Consider the following 14709-nt stretch of genomic DNA (forward strand, 5'->3'; position numbering starts at 1 on the left):
CGGGCATTTTTATTTTTATAGTTATGAAAAAACAAAATCTACGCAGTATGGCGGCCAAAGCCGTTGAGCAGGTTATCGAGCAGGGCCAGTCATTGAGTAACATCCTGCCTCCCCTGCAACAAAAGGTATCTGATAAAGACAAAGCTCTGCTCCAGGAACTCTGCTTTGGCGTCCTGCGCACCCTTTCTCAGCTTGAGTGGCTCATTAATAAGCTGATGTCGCGCCCAATGACAGGCAAACAGCGCACCGTACATTATTTGATTATGGTGGGGTTTTATCAGCTTCTTCATACCCGCATTCCACCTCACGCCGCGCTGGCTGAAACGGTGGAAGGTGCCGTTGCGATTAAACGCCCTCAGTTGAAAGGGCTGATCAACGGCGTACTGCGTCAGTTCCAGCGTCAGCAGGATGAGCTACTGGCTGAATTTGCACAAAGCGAAACACGTTTTCTGCACCCGGACTGGCTGCTGAATCGCCTTAAAAAAGCGTATCCGCAGCAATGGCAAAACATTGCCGAAGCGAATAATCAACGCCCACCGATGTGGTTACGCGTCAACCGTAATCACCACACCCGTGACGCATGGCTGGCATTACTGGAAGAAACCGGAATGAGTGGATTCACGCATGCAGCCTATCCGGATGCCGTGCGTTTAGCCTCCCCTGCACCGGTACATGCTTTACCTGGTTTTGATGAAGGCTGGGTGACCGTACAGGATGCCTCGGCTCAGGGTTGCATGACCTGGCTTGAACCAGCAAACGGGGAACAGATCCTCGATCTTTGCGCCGCGCCTGGCGGAAAAACAACGCACATTCTTGAAGTGGCTCCGCAGGCCAGCGTAATAGCCGTGGATGTCGATGAGCAGCGCCTGTCACGCGTCTACGACAACCTCAAGCGTCTGGGCATGAAGGCTCAGGTTAAGCAGGGCGACGGACGCAAGCCCGCAGAATGGTGTGGTGAAACCCAGTTTGACCGCATTTTGCTGGATGCGCCCTGCTCTGCAACAGGCGTGATTCGTCGCCATCCGGATATCAAGTGGCTGCGCCGCGATCGCGATATCAAGGAACTTGCTCAACTGCAATCGGACATACTTGACGCAATCTGGCCACATCTTAAACCCGGCGGCACGCTGGTTTATGCAACCTGCTCCGTATTGCCAGAAGAAAACAGCCAGCAAATCGCGGCCTTCCTTAAACGTACCCCGGACGCAACGCTGCGCGATACGGGAACGCCTGAATGCCCGGGTCAGCAAAACCTGCCGGGCCCGGAAGAAGGCGATGGCTTCTTTTACGCTAAGCTAATCAAAGAGTGATGTTGAGAACAGGTCACGAGATATGAAAATTATCATTCTGGGCGCAGGACAAGTGGGCGGAACGCTGGCGGAAAACCTGGTTGGCGAAAACAACGACATCACAATCGTTGATACCAACGGGGATCGTCTGCGCGTTTTACAGGACAAATTTGACCTTCGCGTTGTGCAGGGCCATGGCTCACACCCGCGTGTGCTACGCGAGGCGGGCGCCGACGATGCAGACATGCTCGTTGCGGTGACCAGTTCTGACGAAACCAATATGGTGGCCTGTCAGGTGGCCTACTCGCTTTTCAACACCCCTAACCGAATCGCGCGCATCCGTTCTCCGGACTATGTCCGCGATGCTGAGAAGCTCTTTAATTCAGAAGCGGTTCCTATTGACCATCTCATCGCGCCAGAACAGCTGGTTATCGACAATATCTATCGTCTGATCGAATATCCAGGCGCACTGCAGGTGGTGAACTTTGCCGAAGGTAAGGTCAGTCTTGCCGTCGTTAAGGCCTATTACGGCGGCCCGTTGATCGGCAATGCGCTTTCCACAATGCGTGAGCACATGCCGCATATCGATACGCGCGTCGCCGCCATTTTCCGCCACGACAGACCTATTCGCCCTCAAGGCTCCACGATTGTCGAAGCGGGGGATGAGGTCTTCTTCATTGCGGCCTCTCAGCATATTCGTGCGGTGATGAGTGAGTTGCAGCGTCTCGAAAAGCCTTATAAACGCATTATGCTAGTCGGCGGTGGCAATATCGGCGCGGGCCTGGCGCGAAGGCTGGAAAAAGACTACAGCGTGAAATTGATCGAGCGCGATCAACAGCGTGCTTCTGAGCTGGCGGAAAAACTGCAAAATACGATCGTATTTTATGGCGACGCGTCGGATCAGGAATTATTGGCTGAAGAGCATATTGATCAAGTTGATCTCTTTATTGCCGTCACCAACGATGACGAAGCGAATATTATGTCCGCCATGCTCGCCAAACGTATGGGAGCAAAGAAGGTCATGGTGCTTATCCAGCGCAAGGCGTATGTCGACCTGGTTCAGGGCAGCGTTATTGATATTGCCATTTCACCGCAGCAGGCGACCATTTCCGCTCTGCTGAGCCATGTACGTAAAGCGGACATTGTCGGCGTTTCATCTCTGCGTCGCGGGGTGGCAGAAGCCATTGAAGCGGTAGCTCATGGAGATGAAACCACGTCACGCGTTGTGGGACGCGCCATCGACGAAATTAAGCTGCCGCCGGGCACTATTATCGGCGCCGTAGTGCGCGGGAATGACGTTATGATCGCCAATGATAATTTGCGTATTGAGCAAGGCGACCACGTAATTATGTTCCTTACCGATAAAAAATTTATTACCGACGTCGAACGTTTATTCCAGCCAAGTCCATTCTTCCTTTAAAACGTCGGGGCTCTCAATAGAGCCCCCGTACTTTACCCTCTTTATTTCTGTGCCTTTTATTTTCATAACGTTTAATTATCCCGCATGGCAATTGGCTAATCATTTGTTAAACTTATAGTCGTCAGCTGGCACAAGGAGAACATAATGAGTTTTATTAAAGAATTTCGCGAATTTGCGATGCGCGGGAACGTGGTTGATTTGGCAGTGGGTGTCATTATTGGTGCGGCATTCGGCAAGATTGTTTCATCATTAGTTGCGGACATCATCATGCCACCTTTAGGGCTGCTAATCGGGGGCATTGATTTCAAACAGTTCGCGTTCACACTGCGTGAAGCCCAGGGTGATATCCCGGCAGTTGTAATGCACTACGGCGTGTTTATCCAGAACGTATTTGATTTCGTGATTGTGGCGTTTGCTATCTTTATGGCTATCAAGCTGATTAACCGGCTCAACCGTAAAAAAGAAGAGCCTGCAGCAGCGCCTGCACCAACGAAAGAAGAAGTGTTACTGAGTGAAATTCGCGATCTGTTAAAAGAGCAGAATAACCGCGTTTAATCAGCAGTTAAAAACAGGAAGGCCAGTGGTAAATAAGCGATTCGCTTGCTTGCCACTGGCCTCCCAGTTACCCCGTTTTGCATGTTTGTCTTTACGCAGATAACTCCCCTTCCCTTTTTTATTCTTTTCAACGCGCTGTCGAAAAAGCGGGTCGTGAAGTAAAGCCTCGATGGCATTATCTTTAATTTGTCCCTTCGTGTGCTGATAGCGGCTCATAATTTCTCCTGAGCATGGTTTATGACGACGGAAGTCTAGACCCGAGTAGATTAAAAATCAACATCCCCGAGTTTCTCCACTGGCTCCCTGTTCAAGGGCTTCCAGAATTGAACAATAAATACTGCTATGAGCCGTTCCGCAGCAGGCATCATTCAACCTTTGCAAAGAGCGCTGCATGGTTTGCAGTTCCAGAATACGGGCTTCAACTTCATCAAGCCGGGCTTGTACGATGCTTTTGGATTCCTGACAAGTGTGATGCTCAGGATCGATGCGGATCGATAATAACTCGCGGATCGAATCAAGCGTGAAGCCAAGCTGTCGGGCGTAGCGTATGAATCTCAGACGCTGCAGATCGTTATCGGTATAAAGCCGAAAGCCGCCTTCCGTGCGTACCTCATGATCGATCATCTGCTGCTTTTCGTAGTATCGGATAGTGTCCGGCGTTACGTTCGCGAGCTTTGCAAGTTCACCGATACGGTACATCGCTACTCCTCGTTTATCTTCTTCATCACTATTTCACCGTATTCCCCATGCAGGAATTCCGTGCTCATTCCTGCCTGGCGCAGCTTGAGCTCTATCAGGGCAAGCCTGCGGCTAAGTTCTTTATGTCGAGGATCGTCCTGACGGATCCCTTTTAGCAGATCGACAAGTTCAACAGCCTCTCTACGCTGCTCAAGCTCGGGCGGGAGGCAGCCAGCATTTTTTAGCAAACGGTATCCAGCCCGGAGTTCAGGCGCAATATGCGAATCATCTTCCAGTTCGAGAGGTTCGCCGCTCCCGGGAAGATTGTCGAAATCGCCTTTATTTTGGGCATCGCGAATATGGCGTTCTGCCCACTGGTCAAGCAACCACATCATCAGCTCCAGGGGATGAACAAAATTGATACAGGTATTGTAGAGAAGTGGGGATAATGCGGATATAAAAAAACCCGCCGAGGCGGGTTTTTTTACGTTACTGCAGATTACTCTGCAGCAGCTTCTGCTTTCTCTGAACGATCAACCAGCTCGATGTAAGCCATCGGCGCGTTGTCGCCTGCACGGAAACCACACTTCAGAATGCGAGTGTAACCACCGGCACGGCTCGCGAAACGCGGGCCCAGTTCGTTAAACAGTTTTGCCACGATCTCGTTATCACGAGTACGGGCGAATGCCAGACGACGATTAGCAACGCTGTCAGTCTTGGCAAGAGTAATCAGCGGCTCAACTACGCGACGCAGCTCTTTCGCTTTAGGCAGGGTCGTCTTGATGATCTCATGACGAACCAGTGAACCTGCCATGTTGCGGAACATAGCCTGGCGATGGCTGCTGTTGCGGTTCAGTTGACGACCACTCTTACGATGGCGCATGACCTTATCCTTCTCAGTAAAACCTTAACCTGTGATCCGGTTACTCGTCAGCAATGCTTGCCGGTGGCCAGTTTTCCAGGCGCATGCCCAGAGACAGACCACGTGAAGCCAGCACGTCTTTAATCTCGGTAAGAGATTTTTTACCCAGGTTCGGCGTTTTCAGCAACTCAACCTCGGTACGCTGTACCAGATCACCGATATAGTGGATAGCTTCTGCCTTGAGGCAGTTAGCAGAGCGGACAGTCAATTCGAGATCGTCAACAGGGCGCAGCAGGATCGGATCGAATTCTGGTTTCTCTTCTTTCACTTCTGGCTGACGTACATCACGTAAGTCAACGAAAGCTTCCAGTTGTTCTGCCAGGATGGTTGCCGCACGACGAATCGCCTCTTCAGGATCGATTGTGCCGTTGGTTTCCATTTCGATGACCAGCTTGTCCAGGTCGGTACGCTGTTCTACACGCGCTGCTTCAACATTGTAGGCAATACGCTCTACAGGGCTGTAGCATGCGTCGACCAGCAGACGGCCGATTGGGCGCTCATCTTCTTCCGAATGAATTCGGGCAGAAGCCGGCACATAACCACGACCGCGCTGAACTTTGATACGCATGCTAATAGCTGCGTTCTCATCGGTCAGGTGGCAGATCACGTGCTGCGGCTTGACGATTTCAACATCACCGTCGTGGGTGATGTCGGCTGCAGTCACAGGGCCAATGCCAGATTTATTCAGAGTAAGAATAACTTCATCTTTACCCTGAACTCTCACCGCCAGCCCTTTCAGGTTGAGCAGGATTTCAAGGATATCTTCCTGAACGCCTTCTTTGGTGCTGTACTCATGAAGTACACCATCAATCTCAACCTCGGTCACCGCGCAACCCGGCATCGATGAGAGCAGAATACGGCGCAGTGCGTTACCCAGAGTATGGCCAAAGCCACGCTCTAAAGGCTCAAGGGTCACCTTGGCGTGCGTCGAACTCACTTGCTCGATATCTACCAGGCGCGGTTTTAGAAACTCTGTCACAGAACCCTGCATTGTGTCCTCTCTTTGGTACTAAGCTTTACTTGGAGTAAAGCTCGACGATCAGGTGTTCGTTAATGTCCGCAGACAGATCAGAACGCTCAGGCTGACGCTTGAACGTACCTTCCATCTTGCCAGCATCAACTTCCAGCCAGGTTGGCTTTTCACGCTGCTCAGCCAGCTCCAGAGCGGCCTTCACGCGAGATTGCTTTTTCGCTTTCTCACGAATGCTAACAACGTCATTCGCTTTAACCTGATAAGAAGCGATGTTAACAACACGACCGTTTACCATGATTGCTTTGTGGCTAACCAGCTGACGTGATTCAGCACGAGTAGCGCCGAAGCCCATACGGTATACAACGTTGTCCAGACGACCTTCCAGCAGAGCCAGCAGGTTTTCACCTGTGTTGCCTTTCAGACGTGCTGCTTCTTTATAGTAGTTACGGAACTGACGCTCCAGCACACCGTACATACGGCGAACTTTTTGCTTTTCACGCAACTGCACACCATAGTCAGACAGACGCGGTTTACGCGCACCGTGCTGGCCAGGAGCTTGTTCAATTTTACACTTGGTATCGATCGCGCGAACGCCAGACTTAAGGAATAAGTCGGTGCCCTCACGACGGCTCAGCTTGAGCTTAGGACCCAAATATCTTGCCATTTTCTATCTCCAACTAACCTAAAAAACGAGCGTTATACGCGACGTTTTTTCGGCGGACGACAACCGTTATGAGGGATCGGAGTCACATCAGTAATATTCGTGATGCGGAAACCAGCGGCGTTCAGAGCGCGAACAGTAGATTCACGACCCGGACCCGGACCTTTAACCATAACTTCCAGATTCTTGATGCCGTATTCTTTTACGGCTTCAGCGCAACGCTCTGCTGCAACCTGAGCTGCGAACGGAGTGGATTTGCGAGAACCACGGAAACCGGAACCACCGGCTGTTGCCCAACCCAATGCGTTACCCTGACGATCAGTAATAGTAACGATGGTGTTGTTGAAAGAAGCATGGATATGAGCCACGCCGTCAGAGACTTGTTTTCTTACACGTTTACGTGCACGAACTGGTGCCTTTGCCATTATTCAATCACCCCGATTATTTCTTGATCGGTTTGCGCGGACCCTTACGGGTACGTGCGTTGGTCTTAGTACGCTGACCGCGCACTGGCAGACCACGACGATGACGCAAACCGCGATAGCAACCAAGATCCATCAGGCGCTTGATGCTCATGCTGATTTCACGGCGCAGATCACCTTCAACGACAAATTTGGCAACTTCGTCACGCAGCGTGTCGATTTGTCCTTCAGACAGCTCACTGATCTTAACATCTTCAGCGATACCCGCTGCAGCCAGGATGGCTTTAGAACGGGTCTTGCCGATGCCGTAGATCGAAGTTAATGCGATCACAGCATGTTTCTGATCAGGAATGTTAATGCCTGCTATACGGGCCACTATGCACTCCTACTATTTAATATGTACGCACCATGCTGAAAAGCCCGTTTTCAGGATACTCAAATGGAAACGTACAGACATACAAAAGATTGGCTGGCTAATCTAGCCAGCTCAACCCAACTTTGCAAGAAAAATATGCGAAATAATCAGCCTTGGCGCTGTTTATGCTTCGGCTCGGCACTGCAAATCACACGGATGACACCATCACGCTTAACGATTTTGCAGTTACGGCATAATTTCTTGACGGAAGCACGAACTTTCATTTTTACTCTCCGTAACTTCTCAGGCGACCAATTAGCGGCCGTAGCCTTTCAGGTTCGCCTTCTTCAATGCAGACTCATACTGACTGGACATCATCAGAGTTTGCACTTGAGCCATAAAGTCCATAATCACGACAACAACGATAAGCAGTGAGGTCCCACCGAAGTAGAACGGTACTTTCATTGCATCACGCATGAACTCCGGGATCAGGCAGATAAAAGTAATATAAAGCGCACCAACCAAAGTCAGGCGGGTCATTACTTTATCGATATACTTCGCCGTTTGCTCTCCCGGACGAATTCCTGGTACAAATGCACCGGACTTCTTCAGGTTATCTGCTGTTTCACGCGGGTTGAAGACCAACGCCGTGTAGAAGAAACAGAAGAAGATGATCGCAGACGCATAGAGTAACACATAAAGTGGTTGCCCAGGCTGCAAATACAGCGAAATTGTTGTCAGCCAGTTCCAACCAGTACCGCCCCCGAACCATGACGCGATGGTTGCCGGGAACAGAATAATACTGGAAGCGAAGATAGCCGGGATAACCCCCGCCATATTCACTTTCAGCGGTAAATGTGTGCTCTGTGCAGCATAGACACGACGACCCTGCTGACGCTTAGCGTAGTTCACCACAATGCGGCGTTGACCACGTTCAACGAAGACAACAAAGAACGTCACTGCAAATACTAATACTGCAACCAACAGCAACAGGAGGAAGTGCAGGTCGCCTTGACGCGCTTGCTCGATAGTATGGGCAATGGCCGGCGGGAGTCCCGCAACGATACCGGCGAAGATAATGATTGAGATACCGTTACCGATACCACGCTCAGTAATCTGTTCGCCGAGCCACATCAGGAACATCGTCCCTGTGACCAGACTAACAACAGCGGTGAAATAGAATGCAAAGCCTGGGTTTAATACCAGGCCCTGCATACCAGGCATATTCGGCAGACCGGTAGCAATACCGATCGACTGGAATATTGCCAGCACCAGAGTACCGTAACGGGTGTACTGACTAATCTTACGACGTCCAGACTCCCCTTCTTTCTTCAGCTCTGCCAGGGCCGGATGAACGACCGTCAGCAGCTGGATAATAATCGATGCCGAAATGTACGGCATAATACCCAGAGCAAAGATAGAAGCACGGCTGAGAGCACCACCAGAGAACATGTTGAACATTTCAATGATGGTGCCTCGCTGTTGCTCAAGCAGTTTGGCAAGTACAGCGGCATCGATACCAGGGATCGGAATAAAAGAGCCAATACGGAACACAATCAGCGCGCCGATAACAAACAGCAGTCTGCGTTTCAGCTCGCCAAATCCACCTTTGGCACTTTGAAAATCTAATCCCGGTTGCTTAGCCATCTGCTACTTATTCCTCAATTTTACCGCCAGCAGCTTCGATAGCAGCACGAGCACCTTTAGTAACACGCAGGCCACGAACAGTTACCGGAGTAGAAACTTCACCAGACAGGATCACTTTCGCGAACTCGATCTGAATACCGATAATGTTAGCCGCTTTCAGCGTGTTCAGGTCTACAACGCCGCCTTCAACTTTCGCCAGGTCAGACAGACGGATTTCCGCTGTGATCGCTGCTTTGCGAGAGGTGAAGCCGAACTTCGGCAGACGACGGTACAGTGGCATCTGGCCACCCTCGAAACCGCGACGTACGCCACCGCCAGAACGAGAGTTCTGACCTTTGTGACCACGACCACCGGTTTTGCCGAGGCCAGAACCGATACCACGACCCAGGCGTTTACCCGCCTTTTTAGAGCCTTCGGCCGGAGACAGAGTATTTAAACGCATCTCTTACTCCTCAACTTTAACCATGAAGTAAACCGCGTTGACCATACCACGAACAGCAGGAGTATCCTCGCGCTCAACGGTATGACCAATACGACGCAGACCCAGGCCAAGCAGCGTTGCCTTGTGTTTCGGCAGACGACCGATTGCACTGCGGGTTTGAGTGATTTTAATAGTCTTTGCCATGGTCAATTACCCCAGAATTTCTTCAACGGATTTACCACGCTTGGCAGCGACCATTTCTGGAGAATTCATATTTTCCAGGCCATCAATAGTTGCACGAACCACGTTGATCGGGTTGGTGGAACCATATGCTTTAGCCAGAACGTTATGAACCCCAGCAACTTCCAGAACGGCGCGCATTGCACCACCGGCGATGATACCGGTACCTTCTGAAGCTGGCTGCATGAATACACGAGAACCCGTGTGAACACCTTTAACTGGGTGCTGCAGGGTGCCGTTGTTCAGCGCGACGTTAATCATATTGCGACGGGCTTTTTCCATCGCTTTCTGGATCGCTGCTGGAACTTCACGCGCTTTACCGTAACCAAAACCAACGCGACCGTTACCATCGCCTACTACAGTCAGAGCTGTGAAGGAGAAAATACGACCACCTTTAACGGTTTTAGATACGCGGTTTACCGCGATCAGCTTTTCCTGCAGTTCGCCAGCCTGTTTTTCGATGTGAGCCATCTTACACCTCTACCTTAGAACTGAAGGCCAGCTTCACGGGCAGCATCTGCCAGTGCCTGGACACGACCATGATATTGGAACCCGGAACGGTCAAAGGAAACATTGCTGATGCCTTTTTCCAGAGCGCGTTCTGCAACAGCTTTACCTACAGCTGCAGCGGCGTCTTTGTTACCGGTGTACTTCAATTGTTCTGAGATAGCTTTTTCTACAGTAGAAGCAGCTACCAGAACTTCAGAACCGTTCGGTGCAATTACCTGTGCGTAAATATGACGCGGGGTACGATGTACCACCAGGCGAGTTGCACCCAGCTCTTTGAGCTTGCGGCGTGCGCGGGTCGCACGACGGATACGAGCAGATTTCTTATCCATAGTGTTACCTTACTTCTTCTTAGCCTCTTTGGTACGCACGACTTCGTCGGCGTAACGAACACCCTTGCCTTTGTAAGGCTCAGGACGACGGTAGGCGCGCAGATCTGCTGCAACCTGACCGATCAGCTGTTTATCAGCGCCTTTCAGCACGATTTCAGTTTGAGTCGGACATTCTGCAGTGATACCGGCCGGCAGCGGATGCTCAACAGGGTGTGAGAAGCCCAGAGACAGGCCTACTGCATTCCCTTTGATAGCTGCACGATAACCTACACCAACCAGCTGAAGCTTTTTAGTGAAGCCTTCGGTAACACCAACAACCATTGAGTTCAGCAGGGCACGCGCGGTACCAGCCTGAGCCCATCCATCCACGAAACCATCACGTGGACCGAAGGTCAGAGCGTTATCTGCATGTTTAACTTCAACAGCTTTGTTGAGGGTACGAGTCAGCTCGCCGTTTTTACCTTTGATCGTAATAACCTGACCGTCGATTTTTACATCAACGCCGGCAGGAATAACGACCGGTGCTTTAGCAACACGAGACATTCTTTCCTCCGATTAGGCTACGTAGCAGATAATTTCGCCACCAAGACCAGCCTGGCGCGCTGCACGATCAGTCATAACACCTTTAGAGGTAGAAACAACTGCGATACCAAGGCCAGCCATAACTTTTGGCAGCTCATCTTTTTTCTTATAGATGCGCAGACCTGGGCGGCTGACACGCTGAATGCTTTCTACAACAGCTTTACCCTGGAAATACTTGAGAGTAAGTTCCAGTTCCGGCTTGGTGTCGCCTTCAACTTTAAAATCTTCGATAAAACCTTCTTCCTTCAGCACGTTGGCAATTGCCACTTTCAGCTTGGCGGAAGGCATGGTGACCGCAACTTTGTTCGCGGCCTGACCGTTACGGATACGGGTCAGCATATCCGCGATCGGATCTTGCATGCTCATCTGTCTTTACTCCCGTGATTCAATTGGTAATTACCAGCTAGCCTTTTTCAAGCCTGGCACTTCACCGCGCATGGCGGCTTCACGCAGTTTGATACGGCTCAACCCAAACTTGCCCACATAACCATGTGGACGACCTGTTTGACGACAGCGGTTACGCTGACGAGACGGGCTGGAATCACGCGGCAGAGACTGCAGCTTGAGAACCGCATTCCAACGATCTTCGTCGGAAGCGTTCACATCAGAAATGATCGCTTTCAGTTCAGCGCGTTTAGCGAAGAATTTATCAGCTAAAGCTACGCGCTTTACTTCGCGTGCTTTCATTGATTGCTTAGCCATTCAGTAACCCTACCTTACTTGCGGAACGGGAAGTCAAAGGCAGCCAGCAGAGCACGGCCTTCTTCGTCAGATTTCGCAGTAGTGGTAATGGTAATATCCAAACCACGCACGCGGTCGACTTTATCGTAGTCGATTTCTGGGAAGATGATCTGCTCACGGACACCCATGCTGTAGTTACCACGACCGTCGAAAGACTTCGCGGACAGGCCACGGAAGTCACGGATACGTGGAACAGCAATAGTGATCAGGCGCTCAAAGAACTCCCACATGCGTTCGCCACGCAGAGTTACTTTACAGCCGATCGGATAGCCCTGACGGATTTTGAAGCCTGCAACAGATTTGCGTGCTTTGGTGATCAGCGGTTTTTGACCGGAGATTGCTGTCAGATCAGCTGCTGCGTTATCCAGCAGTTTCTTGTCAGCGATCGCTTCACCAACACCCATGTTCAGGGTGATCTTCTCGACCCGAGGGACTTGCATGACAGAATTGTAGTTAAACTCGGTCATGAGTTTCTTAACTACTTCGTCTTTGTAGTAATCATGCAGTTTCGCCATCGTACTACTCCAAATTACTTGATAGTTTCGCTGTTAGACTTGAAGAAACGGACTTTTTTGCCGTCTTCGAATCTAAAGCCTACACGGTCAGCCTTACCGGTAGCCGCATTGAAGATTGCAACGTTAGAAACCTGAATAGCAGCTTCTTTTTCAACGATGCCGCCTGGTTGGTTCAGGGCCGGAACCGGCTTCTGATGTTTCTTAACCAGGTTGATACCTTCAACGACAAGTTTGCCGGAAGACAGAACATTTTTTACTTTACCGCGTTTACCTTTATCTTTACCGGTTAACACGATAACTTCGTCATCACGACGGATTTTCGCTGCCATGATTCGCTCCTTAGAGTACTTCTGGTGCCAGAGAGATAATTTTCATGAACTTCTCAGTACGAAGTTCACGAGTTACCGGCCCAAAGATACGCGTGCCGATAGGCTGCTCGCTGTTATTGTTTAAAATAACGCATGCATTACCATCGAAGCGAATGACAGAACCGTCAGGGCGACGAACACCCTTCTTGGTGCGCACCACTACCGCCTTCAGCACATCACCTTTTTTGACCTTACCACGTGGAATTGCTTCCTTGATGGTGATCTTGATGATGTCGCCTACGCCTGCGTAGCGACGGTGCGAGCCACCCAGAACCTTGATACACATTACGCGACGTGCACCGGAGTTGTCGGCGACGTTCAGCATAGTCTGTTCTTGGATCATTTTAGTGCTCCGCTAATGTCAACTACTACCTGAGACTCTAAAATCAGAGCCGTTAAAAAGCCCCATATCGAGGGCGCGGCATTATAACACCGCTTCTGCAATATGGGTAGAAAAAATAAACGGCTCATCGCTGAGCCGTTTATTCGTATTGAGAAGGCGTACTGTATTACAGAACCGCTTTCTCTACAACGCGAACCAGCGTCCAGGACTTAGTCTTGGACAGTGGACGGCATTCACGGATTTCAACCTTGTCGCCGATACCACATTCGTTGTTCTCGTCATGTACGTGCAGTTTGGTCGTACGCTTGATGAATTTACCGTAGATCGGGTGTTTCACAATACGTTCGATAGCTACAACAATGGATTTCTCCATTTTGTCGCTAACAACACGACCTTGCAGAGTACGGATTTTATCGGTCATTACGCACCCGCCTTCTGAGTCAGTAAAGTCTTAACGCGTGCAACATTGCGACGCACTTGCTTCAGCAGGTGAGTCTGTTGCAGCTGGCCACTTGCAGCCTGCATGCGCAGGTTGAACTGCTCACGCAGCAGGTTCAGCAGCTCAGCGTTCAGCTCTTCAACGCTTTTTTCACGCAGCTCTTTTGCTTTCATTACATCACCGTCTTAGTTACAAAGGTGGTTTTGATAGGCAGTTTCGCTGCTGCCAGGCCGAAGGCTTCACGGGCCAGCTCTTCCGGAACACCGTCCATTTCATAAAGGACTTTGCCCGGTTGGATCAAGGCAACCCAGTACTCCACGTTACCTTTACCTTTACCCATACGAACTTCCAGTGGCTTCTCGGTGATCGGTTTGTCCGGGAATACACGGATCCAGATCTTACCTTGACGCTTAACTGCACGGGTCATTGCACGACGTGCTGCTTCGATCTGACGTGCAGTCAGACGACCACGGCCAACAGCTTTCAGACCGAAAGTGCCGAAGCTAACATCCGTACCCTGCGCCAGACCACGGTTGCGGCCTTTGTGCACTTTACGGAATTTTGTACGCTTTGGTTGTAACATCAGCGACGCTCCTTATTTACGGCCTTTACGCTGCTGCTTTTTAGGTTGAGCAGCCGGTTTTTCCGGTTGTTCAACAGCAGCCATACCACCCAGGATCTCACCTTTGAAGATCCATACCTTAACGCCGATTACACCGTAAGTGGTGTGCGCTTCAGAGGTGTTGTAGTCGATGTCAGCACGCAGAGTGTGCAGCGGTACGCGACCTTCACGGTACCATTCGGTACGTGCGATTTCCGCGCCGCCCAGACGGCCGCTAACTTCAACTTTGATACCTTTAGCGCCCAGACGCATTGCGTTCTGTACAGCACGCTTCATAGCACGACGGAACATAACACGACGTTCCAGCTGAGAAGTGATGCTGTCAGCAACCAATTTAGCGTCCAGTTCAGGCTTACGAACTTCAGCGATATTGATCTGTGCAGGAACGCCAGCGATATCCGCTACGACCTTGCGCAGTTTTTCTACGTCTTCGCCTTTCTTACCGATAACGATGCCAGGACGAGCAGTGTGAATAGTCACACGGATGCTCTTCGCTGGACGCTCGATAACGATACGAGATACAGACGCTTTAGCCAGTTCCTTAGTCAGGTACTGACGTACTTTAAAATCGCTGTCCAGGTTGTCAGCGAATTCTTTGGTGTTCGCAAACCAGGTAGAGTTCCATGGTTTTACAATACCCAGGCGAATACCATTAGGATGTACTTTCTGACCCATTG

The 14709-nt window shown here is 50.6% G+C and carries 27 protein-coding genes; 3 read left to right on the forward strand and 24 right to left on the reverse strand.

Annotation, left to right across the window (positions count from 1 at the left end; translation table 11 throughout):
• Positions 1 to 23: 23 nt before the first annotated feature.
• The 3 genes from rsmB (at position 24) to mscL (ending at position 3264) form a co-directional block, all read left to right on the forward strand.
• Entirely contained in the window at positions 24 to 1310 is a 1287-nt protein-coding gene (gene rsmB, locus ACMGGH_RS03235; protein ID WP_100171296.1) for a 16S rRNA (cytosine(967)-C(5))-methyltransferase RsmB, read from the forward strand.
• A gap of 22 nt (positions 1311 to 1332) precedes the next feature.
• The gene (gene trkA, locus ACMGGH_RS03240) at positions 1333 to 2709 is read left to right on the forward strand and encodes a Trk system potassium transporter TrkA (protein WP_014885463.1); all 1377 of its coding nucleotides are present in this window, start codon (positions 1333 to 1335) and stop codon (positions 2707 to 2709) included.
• 144 nt (positions 2710 to 2853) lie between these two features.
• Positions 2854 to 3264: a large-conductance mechanosensitive channel protein MscL gene (gene mscL / locus ACMGGH_RS03245; RefSeq protein ID WP_028014631.1), complete on the forward strand. Its 411-nt coding sequence runs from the start codon at positions 2854 to 2856 to the stop codon at positions 3262 to 3264.
• On the opposite strand, the gene ACMGGH_RS03250 is transcribed toward mscL, so the two are convergent.
• From ACMGGH_RS03250 to rpsC, 24 genes are all read right to left on the reverse strand, one after another.
• Entirely contained in the window at positions 3265 to 3480 is a 216-nt protein-coding gene (locus tag ACMGGH_RS03250) for an alternative ribosome-rescue factor A (RefSeq protein ID WP_045630326.1), read from the reverse strand. It lies immediately after the preceding gene.
• Between the two features lie 57 nt (positions 3481 to 3537).
• On the reverse strand, positions 3538 to 3963 hold the full coding sequence (zntR, locus tag ACMGGH_RS03255; protein ID WP_028014633.1) for a Zn(2+)-responsive transcriptional regulator: 426 nt from the start codon (positions 3961 to 3963) through the stop codon (positions 3538 to 3540).
• A gap of 2 nt (positions 3964 to 3965) precedes the next feature.
• Positions 3966 to 4334, reverse strand: a complete 369-nt coding sequence (locus tag ACMGGH_RS03260; protein ID WP_192972126.1) for a DUF1992 domain-containing protein — start codon at positions 4332 to 4334, stop codon at positions 3966 to 3968.
• A 107-nt stretch (positions 4335 to 4441) separates the two neighbouring features.
• On the reverse strand, positions 4442 to 4825 hold the full coding sequence (rplQ, locus tag ACMGGH_RS03265; RefSeq protein WP_001216368.1) for a 50S ribosomal protein L17: 384 nt from the start codon (positions 4823 to 4825) through the stop codon (positions 4442 to 4444).
• Between the two features lie 40 nt (positions 4826 to 4865).
• Positions 4866 to 5855, reverse strand: coding sequence for a DNA-directed RNA polymerase subunit alpha (locus ACMGGH_RS03270; RefSeq protein ID WP_002919219.1), 990 nt, complete (start codon positions 5853 to 5855; stop codon positions 4866 to 4868).
• A 25-nt stretch (positions 5856 to 5880) separates the two neighbouring features.
• Positions 5881 to 6501, reverse strand: coding sequence for a 30S ribosomal protein S4 (gene rpsD, locus ACMGGH_RS03275; RefSeq protein WP_004868345.1), 621 nt, complete (start codon positions 6499 to 6501; stop codon positions 5881 to 5883).
• A gap of 32 nt (positions 6502 to 6533) precedes the next feature.
• The gene (gene rpsK, locus ACMGGH_RS03280; protein WP_003863312.1) at positions 6534 to 6923 is read right to left on the reverse strand and encodes a 30S ribosomal protein S11; all 390 of its coding nucleotides are present in this window, start codon (positions 6921 to 6923) and stop codon (positions 6534 to 6536) included.
• Between the two features lie 16 nt (positions 6924 to 6939).
• Positions 6940 to 7296 carry a 30S ribosomal protein S13 gene (gene rpsM, locus ACMGGH_RS03285; protein WP_013099021.1) on the reverse strand — a complete coding sequence of 119 codons (357 nt, stop codon included), beginning with the start codon at positions 7294 to 7296 and terminating at the stop codon, positions 6940 to 6942.
• A gap of 146 nt (positions 7297 to 7442) precedes the next feature.
• Positions 7443 to 7559: a 50S ribosomal protein L36 gene (rpmJ, locus tag ACMGGH_RS03290; RefSeq protein ID WP_000868187.1), complete on the reverse strand. Its 117-nt coding sequence runs from the start codon at positions 7557 to 7559 to the stop codon at positions 7443 to 7445.
• A 31-nt stretch (positions 7560 to 7590) separates the two neighbouring features.
• Positions 7591 to 8922, reverse strand: coding sequence for a preprotein translocase subunit SecY (gene secY / locus ACMGGH_RS03295; protein ID WP_003863305.1), 1332 nt, complete (start codon positions 8920 to 8922; stop codon positions 7591 to 7593).
• 7 nt (positions 8923 to 8929) lie between these two features.
• Entirely contained in the window at positions 8930 to 9364 is a 435-nt protein-coding gene (gene rplO, locus ACMGGH_RS03300; RefSeq protein WP_014885468.1) for a 50S ribosomal protein L15, read from the reverse strand.
• Between the two features lie 3 nt (positions 9365 to 9367).
• Positions 9368 to 9547, reverse strand: coding sequence for a 50S ribosomal protein L30 (rpmD, locus tag ACMGGH_RS03305; protein ID WP_003863301.1), 180 nt, complete (start codon positions 9545 to 9547; stop codon positions 9368 to 9370).
• Positions 9548 to 9553: 6 nt separating this feature from the next.
• Positions 9554 to 10054: a 30S ribosomal protein S5 gene (gene rpsE, locus ACMGGH_RS03310; protein ID WP_003863299.1), complete on the reverse strand. Its 501-nt coding sequence runs from the start codon at positions 10052 to 10054 to the stop codon at positions 9554 to 9556.
• 14 nt (positions 10055 to 10068) lie between these two features.
• Entirely contained in the window at positions 10069 to 10422 is a 354-nt protein-coding gene (gene rplR / locus ACMGGH_RS03315; protein WP_003863297.1) for a 50S ribosomal protein L18, read from the reverse strand.
• A 9-nt stretch (positions 10423 to 10431) separates the two neighbouring features.
• Positions 10432 to 10965 carry a 50S ribosomal protein L6 gene (gene rplF, locus ACMGGH_RS03320; protein ID WP_003863296.1) on the reverse strand — a complete coding sequence of 178 codons (534 nt, stop codon included), beginning with the start codon at positions 10963 to 10965 and terminating at the stop codon, positions 10432 to 10434.
• Between the two features lie 12 nt (positions 10966 to 10977).
• Positions 10978 to 11370, reverse strand: coding sequence for a 30S ribosomal protein S8 (rpsH, locus tag ACMGGH_RS03325; RefSeq protein WP_006178918.1), 393 nt, complete (start codon positions 11368 to 11370; stop codon positions 10978 to 10980).
• Between the two features lie 30 nt (positions 11371 to 11400).
• Positions 11401 to 11706, reverse strand: coding sequence for a 30S ribosomal protein S14 (gene rpsN, locus ACMGGH_RS03330; RefSeq protein WP_003863291.1), 306 nt, complete (start codon positions 11704 to 11706; stop codon positions 11401 to 11403).
• A 14-nt stretch (positions 11707 to 11720) separates the two neighbouring features.
• Positions 11721 to 12260 carry a 50S ribosomal protein L5 gene (rplE, locus tag ACMGGH_RS03335; RefSeq protein ID WP_001096202.1) on the reverse strand — a complete coding sequence of 180 codons (540 nt, stop codon included), beginning with the start codon at positions 12258 to 12260 and terminating at the stop codon, positions 11721 to 11723.
• Positions 12261 to 12274: 14 nt separating this feature from the next.
• Positions 12275 to 12589, reverse strand: coding sequence for a 50S ribosomal protein L24 (rplX, locus tag ACMGGH_RS03340; RefSeq protein WP_003863287.1), 315 nt, complete (start codon positions 12587 to 12589; stop codon positions 12275 to 12277).
• Positions 12590 to 12599: 10 nt separating this feature from the next.
• On the reverse strand, positions 12600 to 12971 hold the full coding sequence (rplN, locus tag ACMGGH_RS03345) for a 50S ribosomal protein L14 (protein ID WP_002919748.1): 372 nt from the start codon (positions 12969 to 12971) through the stop codon (positions 12600 to 12602).
• Between the two features lie 166 nt (positions 12972 to 13137).
• On the reverse strand, positions 13138 to 13392 hold the full coding sequence (gene rpsQ / locus ACMGGH_RS03350; RefSeq protein ID WP_008503489.1) for a 30S ribosomal protein S17: 255 nt from the start codon (positions 13390 to 13392) through the stop codon (positions 13138 to 13140).
• A complete protein-coding gene (gene rpmC, locus ACMGGH_RS03355) occupies positions 13392 to 13583 on the reverse strand; it encodes a 50S ribosomal protein L29 (protein WP_003863282.1) in 192 nt (63 codons plus the stop codon). Before rpmC ends, rpsQ begins: the two co-directional genes overlap by 1 nt.
• Positions 13583 to 13993: a 50S ribosomal protein L16 gene (gene rplP / locus ACMGGH_RS03360; RefSeq protein WP_002919759.1), complete on the reverse strand. Its 411-nt coding sequence runs from the start codon at positions 13991 to 13993 to the stop codon at positions 13583 to 13585. Before rplP ends, rpmC begins: the two co-directional genes overlap by 1 nt.
• A 12-nt stretch (positions 13994 to 14005) precedes the next feature.
• Positions 14006 to 14707 (reverse strand): 30S ribosomal protein S3, encoded by a 702-nt coding sequence (gene rpsC / locus ACMGGH_RS03365; protein ID WP_000529945.1) that lies wholly within the window; start codon positions 14705 to 14707, stop codon positions 14006 to 14008.
• Positions 14708 to 14709 lie beyond the last annotated feature (2 nt).

The organism is Enterobacter sp. BNK-16 (assembly GCF_048684955.1).
Taxonomy (GTDB): Bacteria; Pseudomonadota; Gammaproteobacteria; order Enterobacterales; family Enterobacteriaceae; genus Enterobacter; species Enterobacter bugandensis.

Excerpts from the sequence above, each read along its gene's own strand:
- ACMGGH_RS03250 (WP_045630326.1), bottom strand. The coding sequence starts at position 3,480 with ATGAGCCGCTATCAGCACACGAAGGGACAAATTAAAGATAATGCCATC.
- rpsH (WP_006178918.1), bottom strand. The coding sequence starts at position 11,370 with ATGAGCATGCAAGATCCGATCGCGGATATGCTGACCCGTATCCGTAAC.
- rpsC (WP_000529945.1), bottom strand. The coding sequence starts at position 14,707 with ATGGGTCAGAAAGTACATCCTAATGGTATTCGCCTGGGTATTGTAAAA.
- rplX (WP_003863287.1), bottom strand. The coding sequence starts at position 12,589 with ATGGCAGCGAAAATCCGTCGTGATGACGAAGTTATCGTGTTAACCGGT.
- rpsD (WP_004868345.1), bottom strand. The coding sequence starts at position 6,501 with ATGGCAAGATATTTGGGTCCTAAGCTCAAGCTGAGCCGTCGTGAGGGC.
- rplE (WP_001096202.1), bottom strand. The coding sequence starts at position 12,260 with ATGGCGAAACTGCATGATTACTACAAAGACGAAGTAGTTAAGAAACTC.
- rplN (WP_002919748.1), bottom strand. The coding sequence starts at position 12,971 with ATGATCCAAGAACAGACTATGCTGAACGTCGCCGACAACTCCGGTGCA.
- ACMGGH_RS03260 (WP_192972126.1), bottom strand. The coding sequence starts at position 4,334 with ATGTGGTTGCTTGACCAGTGGGCAGAACGCCATATTCGCGATGCCCAA.
- ACMGGH_RS03270 (WP_002919219.1), bottom strand. The coding sequence starts at position 5,855 with ATGCAGGGTTCTGTGACAGAGTTTCTAAAACCGCGCCTGGTAGATATC.
- rplO (WP_014885468.1), bottom strand. The coding sequence starts at position 9,364 with ATGCGTTTAAATACTCTGTCTCCGGCCGAAGGCTCTAAAAAGGCGGGT.
- rpsQ (WP_008503489.1), bottom strand. The coding sequence starts at position 13,392 with ATGACCGATAAAATCCGTACTCTGCAAGGTCGTGTTGTTAGCGACAAA.
- secY (WP_003863305.1), bottom strand. The coding sequence starts at position 8,922 with ATGGCTAAGCAACCGGGATTAGATTTTCAAAGTGCCAAAGGTGGATTT.
- rpmD (WP_003863301.1), bottom strand. The coding sequence starts at position 9,547 with ATGGCAAAGACTATTAAAATCACTCAAACCCGCAGTGCAATCGGTCGT.
- rpsN (WP_003863291.1), bottom strand. The coding sequence starts at position 11,706 with ATGGCTAAGCAATCAATGAAAGCACGCGAAGTAAAGCGCGTAGCTTTA.
- rplQ (WP_001216368.1), bottom strand. The coding sequence starts at position 4,825 with ATGCGCCATCGTAAGAGTGGTCGTCAACTGAACCGCAACAGCAGCCAT.
- zntR (WP_028014633.1), bottom strand. The coding sequence starts at position 3,963 with ATGTACCGTATCGGTGAACTTGCAAAGCTCGCGAACGTAACGCCGGAC.
- rpsE (WP_003863299.1), bottom strand. The coding sequence starts at position 10,054 with ATGGCTCACATCGAAAAACAGGCTGGCGAACTGCAGGAAAAGCTGATC.
- mscL (WP_028014631.1), top strand. The coding sequence starts at position 2,854 with ATGAGTTTTATTAAAGAATTTCGCGAATTTGCGATGCGCGGGAACGTG.
- rpmJ (WP_000868187.1), bottom strand. The coding sequence starts at position 7,559 with ATGAAAGTTCGTGCTTCCGTCAAGAAATTATGCCGTAACTGCAAAATC.
- rplF (WP_003863296.1), bottom strand. The coding sequence starts at position 10,965 with ATGTCTCGTGTTGCTAAAGCACCGGTCGTTATTCCTGCCGGCGTTGAT.
- rsmB (WP_100171296.1), top strand. The coding sequence starts at position 24 with ATGAAAAAACAAAATCTACGCAGTATGGCGGCCAAAGCCGTTGAGCAG.
- rplR (WP_003863297.1), bottom strand. The coding sequence starts at position 10,422 with ATGGATAAGAAATCTGCTCGTATCCGTCGTGCGACCCGCGCACGCCGC.
- rpmC (WP_003863282.1), bottom strand. The coding sequence starts at position 13,583 with ATGAAAGCAAAAGAGCTGCGTGAAAAAAGCGTTGAAGAGCTGAACGCT.
- trkA (WP_014885463.1), top strand. The coding sequence starts at position 1,333 with ATGAAAATTATCATTCTGGGCGCAGGACAAGTGGGCGGAACGCTGGCG.
- rplP (WP_002919759.1), bottom strand. The coding sequence starts at position 13,993 with ATGTTACAACCAAAGCGTACAAAATTCCGTAAAGTGCACAAAGGCCGC.
- rpsK (WP_003863312.1), bottom strand. The coding sequence starts at position 6,923 with ATGGCAAAGGCACCAGTTCGTGCACGTAAACGTGTAAGAAAACAAGTC.